This is a genomic window from Endozoicomonas sp. SESOKO1, assembly GCF_024606265.1.
GTDB lineage: Bacteria > Pseudomonadota > Gammaproteobacteria > Pseudomonadales > Endozoicomonadaceae > Endozoicomonas.
In genome coordinates this window covers 1-5,819 of the sequence record NZ_JAHHPP010000202.1, presented here as the reverse complement: position 1 = coordinate 5,819, position 5,819 = coordinate 1, and the positions used below count along the sequence as shown (strand labels likewise).

Sequence of the window (5,819 nt, the reverse complement as noted above, 5' to 3'; positions counted from 1 at the left end):
TTTCAGAGTATTACTAATTGAATAACCCTGTTGTATTGATGGTAGGAAGGTTAAGTTAACCTGTCATTAAACTGTGGAAAAAACAGACTTTATCCACAGCAGGATATTATAAAAAGGTTATTCCCTGTGTTGTTAATAGTTTGTCTGTGTATATGTCCACATTTCCATAATCCCCAAAAACTTTGCCTGACAGCCCTTTGTTATCGGATGTTCAGAGGAATTGGTGTTTTTATAGCTCTTCAATTTATCCACAGGGGAATAAAGCGGTTGCGAATACGGTGGATATAAGTACAATTCGCAAACGATAATAATTCTTGTTTACGAGCGACCATGAAAAAACTTCTTTCTATTACTTCCGCTATTGTGATGTCGTGTTCTCTTTTATTCGCTCAGGCTGTATTCGCTCAGGCTGCTGAAGAGGTTAATGTCTACTCATATCGCCAACCTTTTCTGATTGAGCCCATGCTGAAAGACTTTGAAGAGGAAACTGGCGTTAAGGTCAACGTGGTGTTCGCCAAGAAAGGTCTGGAAGAGCGTATTGAGCGGGAAGGCAAATTCAGCCCGGCAGATGTCGTACTGACCTCTGACATGATCAGTCTTTTTGACCTGGTTGATCGCCAACTGGTGCAGCCCGTCAACAGTAAAACCATTGACGACAACATCCCTGCTCACTTAAGGGACCCGGATAACCAGTGGTACTCATTGACCATGCGGGTTCGTAATATCTACAGTTCCAAACGCAGCGACAAACCCGTCGATATCAACTACGAAGACCTGGCCAGCAGCCAGTTCAAAGGCAAGATCTGTACCCGCAGTGGCAAGCACCCCTACAACATTGGTCTGGTCGCCTCCATGATTGCCCATAATGGAGAAGCTGAAACCAGACAGTGGCTGGAGGGAGTCAAGGCAAACCTGGCCCGTCGTCCCCAGGGTAATGACCGGGCCCAGATAAAAGCGATCAGGGAGGGGGTTTGTGATGTCTCTCTGGGCAACAGCTATTACTATGGCAAGATGATGGAGAATGAGGATCAGAAAGCCTGGGCGGATGCGGTTTATCTTAACTTCCCTAACCAGAAGAATGTCGGTTCCCATATCAACATCAGTGGCATGGTAATGGCAAAGTATGCACCGAACAAAGATAACGCCCTCAAGCTGATGGAGTACCTGGCCAGCGAAAAGGCTCAGTCCATCTATGCCCGGGACAATATGGAATACCCGGTCAACCCGAAAGTTCCTGTGTCTGACACCGTGGCGGCATGGGGAGAATTCAAGGCTGATCCGCTGCCCATTGCCGACATTGCAGCGAACCGTACCAGGGCTCAGCGTCTGCTGGATGAAGTCAAATTTGATCTCTAGATCTTTTCATTAGTGCATGAAACACAACTTACCAATCTACTGGAGGGCTGGCAGCTGGCTGCTGGCCCTTTTGCTGTTTGCTCCTGTTATCGCCCTGGTTATCGAGGCGCTCGCCCCTGCCGACGAGTTATTTGACCATCTGTGGAATACCGTCCTAACCACCTACATCGTAAACAGTGTGCTTCTTATTCTCGGCGTAGGGGGGCTTGGGGCCGTTCTGGCTATACCAGCCGCCTGGGTGATGGCCAATGCCCGAATTCCGGGCAGAGATCAGCTCCAATGGTTACTGGTATTACCACTGGCCATGCCATCCTACGTTATTGCCTATATCTATACCGACCTGCTGGAATTTGCCGGGCCAGTGCAACGTTTTCTCAGGGCGCTCACAGGGTGGACGTCAGCAGCAGACTATACCTTCCCGGAAATACGCAGCCTGGGTGGTGCTGTTATTGTGCTTGCCCTGGTGCTTTATCCCTATCTGTACCTGCTGGCAAGAACCGCGTTTCTTGAACAGTCGAAAAGCCAGACCCTGGCCAGCCGACTGTTGGGTTGCTCAGTGCTGCACAGTTTTTTCCGGGTAACCCTGCCCATGGCGCGTCCCGCCATCATTACCGGTCTGGCCCTTATGGGTATGGAAGCCCTGGGTGATTTTGCCACGGTAAGCTATTTTTCCGTGCCCACATTAACCACGGCGGTATACGACACCTGGCTGGGTTATGGCAGCCTGAATGCGGCGGCAAAAATATCGGCCATGATGTTGCTGGTGGTCATGTTGTTGATCAGCACGGAAAAATACAGCCGTCGACAACAGCAGCTCTATCAGAAAAATACCGGGCAGGAGCAGCGGGCATTGATCGCACTTTCCGGCTGGTCAAAATGGCTGGCTATGGGTTGGTGCTGGCTGCTGGTCACCCTGGGCTTCTTGCTGCCATCCCTGGTGCTGGTGGAGTACCTGATTGCCTATTTCGATGATTCATGGAGCAGTGCGCTGTTTGAATACGGTGTTAACAGCCTGGTGGTTTCCGGTTCCGCCGCCGCTGTTGCCTGCTTTATTGCCCTGTTTCTTGCTGTTTATCAGCGTTTACAGCGCACCGGTTTTTCCCGAATCCCTGCGCGTCTGGCCTCCACCGGTTATGCCCTGCCGGGCAATGTTCTGGCCATTGGGGTGCTTATCCCCCTGACACTCTCTGATCACTTGATCAACGAACTGCTGATTTATTGGAACCAGCCTCCAATAGGGCTTATTTTCAGTGGCTCGGTCATCACCCTGATTTTTGCTTACGTAGTGCGCTTCTCTGCGGTTGCTGTTGGCAGCGTTGAGTCCAGTCTTGGACGGGTTTCGCCGTCACTGGATATGGCCAGTCGAACACTGGGGTGTAACCCCCGGGAAATGGTCAGGCGTGTTCACCTGCCCTTAATCCGCAAAGGCATGCTGGCAGGGCTTTTGCTGGTATTTATTGAGAGCATGAAAGAGCTGCCTGCAACGTTGCTACTGCGGCCCTTCAATTTTGAAACACTGGCCACCCGGGTCTTCCAATACGTCTCTGATGAGCAGCTGGAATATGCAGCTCCTGCCGCATTGGTACTGGTTCTGGTGGGATTGGTTCCCCTAATTATGCTTAATCGCTCTCTGGAAAGGCAGGAACAGCAATGAATGCCCTGAACATCACTGAACTTGCCTGTGCTTACAGCTCAACCAGAACAAGCAGGGACATTGCCAATAACCTTGTCCTGTCAGGATTAAACCTGTCCATAGAAGATGGTGAAATTGTCTGCCTTCTGGGCCGCAGTGGCTGTGGTAAGTCAACGTTATTAAAAGCGATTGCCGGTTTGATTCAGCCGGTATCCGGCACCATTGCCCTGCATGGTAAAGAAGTCAGCTCAGCAGCCCGGGTATCACCGCCAGAACAACGGGGCATCGGTATGATCTTTCAGGATTATGCCCTGTTTCCCCACCTGACAGTTTTTGACAACATCGCCTTCGGCCTGAAAAAACAGCCCTCCGAACAGATCAGGCAACGGGTTCAGGAGATGCTTCAGCTGGTGAACCTTTATGGTCTTGACCAGCGCTATCCACACGAACTGTCCGGAGGACAGCAGCAGCGGGTCGCCATCGCCAGGGCACTGGCCAACGAGCCTGCCATTCTGTTGCTGGATGAGCCATTTTCCAATATCGACAGCCAGGTTCGTCAGCATCTGGTCAGGGAAATACGGGATATCCTCAAGCAGCAAAAAGTTGCTGGACTGTTTGTTACTCACAGCCGTGAGGAAGGTTTTGCTTTTGCCGATACCATCGCGGTCATGGGGCAGGGCAGAATTATGCAACAGGGAACCGCCTTCGATATCTATCACCACCCTGATAACCGTTTTATTGCCGACTTCATGGGCGCCGGAAATGTTCTGCCGGCCACCATTGAAGATGAGTTTCATGTGCGCACCCCATTGGGCGTTGTGGCATCCACACAACCAATCCCCATGGCAAAAGCAGGGAACAAGGCCAATCTTGAGTTGTTTATCCGACCACAGATGGTGACAGTTGCGGCTGTGGATAAATCGGCTGACTCACTGTCTGGTACTTGTCCACAGGCCACCATCACCCGGCAGCAGTTTATGGGAAAAAGTATACGCAGCGAAATTCATCTGGACTGTTGCCAGGGGAGTTATCAGCTGGTGGCCGAGCATGCAAATCCGGTCGCCGGGAATGCGACCGTTCAACTGAACATTATTCCTCACGATCTGGTGCTGTTTGATGCCAATGGCCTGAACGCTCGTCAGAAAAAAGTGGTTTGAACGATTGGTATTTTTTACAGGATCAATCAACGAATTTTCTTCTTTTTCGTGGGAGGTGGGCAGGAAGCCAGCCGCTCATCGGTCTGGCTGAGTTCAACCGATCGCGTTTTCTATTGGGTATCACCATCCACCGCTTCTCTTCGGGTTTGTTCAGCCGCCACACCCTTATGGTCTGGTCAATAGAACAGGAAGCCAGCCCCCCATCAGGCAATGCCGTGACGGATAATACACAAGCGGTATGCCCCTTCAGAATTGCCACACATTGCTGACCGTCGGGCTTGCTCAGATCCCACACTCTTACGGTCAGGTCATGAGGACCCGAGCAGGAAGCCAGACGCCCATCGGGCAATTGCGTGACTGATAACACTATGCTGGTATGCCCATTCAGTGTCACCACGCATTGCTGGCCGTCGGGCTTGCCCAGATCCCATATCTTTACGGTCTGGTCATGAGAGCAGGAAGCCAGCCGCCCATCGGCCAATACCGTGACTGATATCACCCAGTCATCATGCCCTCTCAGCGTCGCCACGCATTGCTGGCCGTCGGGCTTGCCCAGATCCCACAGCTTTACGGTCCAGTCATCAGAACAGGAAGCCAGCCGCCCATCGGCCAATACCGTGACTGACATCACCCAGCCGGTATGCCCATACAGCGTCGCCACGCATTGCTGGCCGTCGGGCTTGCCCAGATCCCACACCTTAACGGTCTCGTCTTGAGAGCAGGAAACCAGCCGCCCATCGGGCAATACCGTGACTGACGCCACCCAGTCGGTATGCCCATACAGCGTCGCCACGCATTGCTGGCCGCCGGGCTTGCTTAGATCCCACACCTTTATAGTCCCGTCATCAGAACAGGAAGCCAGCCGTCCATCAGACAATAACGTGACTGAGTTCACCTTCCGGGTATGCCCATTCAGCGTCACCACGCATTTCCGCCGACCAGACCTGCTCAGATCCCACAACTTCACGGTCCGGTCAAAAGAACAGGAAGCCAGCAAACCATTGGTTAATGCCGTAACTGAGCTCACACTCCCGTTATGCCCTCTCAGAACGGCCACACAGGTTCTCCAGGCTTTGCTTCCCAGGGAAGCAAAGTATTGATTGCTCAGGTATCGAAAGTAAGTAAGCCGTAATAAAGGGTCATGAATTTTATTGCCTGGAACAGCGGGTATATCCCTGTTTTCAATTGTTTTTCTATATGCTGCAGAAGCGGGGCCATAATATTGAATGGCCAGTTTTTTCAGTTTTTGTTCTGTGTTGAACAGTGTCATTAAACGCTTATTTGTTAAAGCCAGGCTTCTGACATCAACGAAAGACAGGCCGTTAGCAATTTTAACCAGGAGTTCATTTGGCAATACCATTAAAGACAACACCTGTTCCGGAAAAACAACCGAAACCCGCTCCATCGTTTTTTCTCCTGTCGGCTGATCAGGTGGGCTTGTTCCCGGGTATTGGCGAACGGAATTAGTTGCATTATCAGTGATTTTATTTGTCATACCGTCTCTGACCAAAAGAAGAAACATAGCACCACGTCCAAGCATAGTGAATGTCAGGTTAAGGATTTCGAAAATACGATAGGTATTCCGTCATTTGGGCAGTGAAGACGGGGTTTGAAGTCCTGAAGGTAATTTCAAATATGACATATCTGGACTAACTTATTATTCAAATTATTTT

Annotated in this window: 4 protein-coding genes; 3 read left to right on the top strand and 1 reads right to left on the bottom strand. The window is 50.9% G+C overall.

What is annotated here, in order from left to right; all coding sequences use genetic code 11:
* The first annotated feature begins 330 nt into the window (after positions 1–330).
* The 3 genes from KDK13_RS09555 to KDK13_RS09545 are packed head-to-tail and all read left to right on the top strand — an operon-like array spanning position 331 to position 4,146.
* Positions 331–1,356, top strand: coding sequence for a Fe(3+) ABC transporter substrate-binding protein (locus tag KDK13_RS09555; protein ID WP_257284749.1), 1,026 nt, complete (start codon positions 331–333; stop codon positions 1,354–1,356).
* A 16-nt stretch (positions 1,357–1,372) separates the two neighbouring features.
* Positions 1,373–3,010, top strand: coding sequence for an iron ABC transporter permease (locus tag KDK13_RS09550; protein WP_257284748.1), 1,638 nt, complete (start codon positions 1,373–1,375; stop codon positions 3,008–3,010).
* A complete protein-coding gene (locus KDK13_RS09545) occupies positions 3,007–4,146 on the top strand; it encodes an ABC transporter ATP-binding protein (RefSeq protein WP_257284747.1) in 1,140 nt (379 codons plus the stop codon). Before KDK13_RS09550 ends, KDK13_RS09545 begins: the two co-directional genes overlap by 4 nt.
* 22 nt (positions 4,147–4,168) lie before the next feature.
* Here KDK13_RS09545 and KDK13_RS09540 read toward each other — a convergent pair whose 3' ends face one another.
* On the bottom strand, positions 4,169–5,551 hold the full coding sequence (locus tag KDK13_RS09540; protein WP_257284746.1) for a WD40 repeat domain-containing protein: 1,383 nt from the start codon (positions 5,549–5,551) through the stop codon (positions 4,169–4,171).
* Positions 5,552–5,819 lie beyond the last annotated feature (268 nt).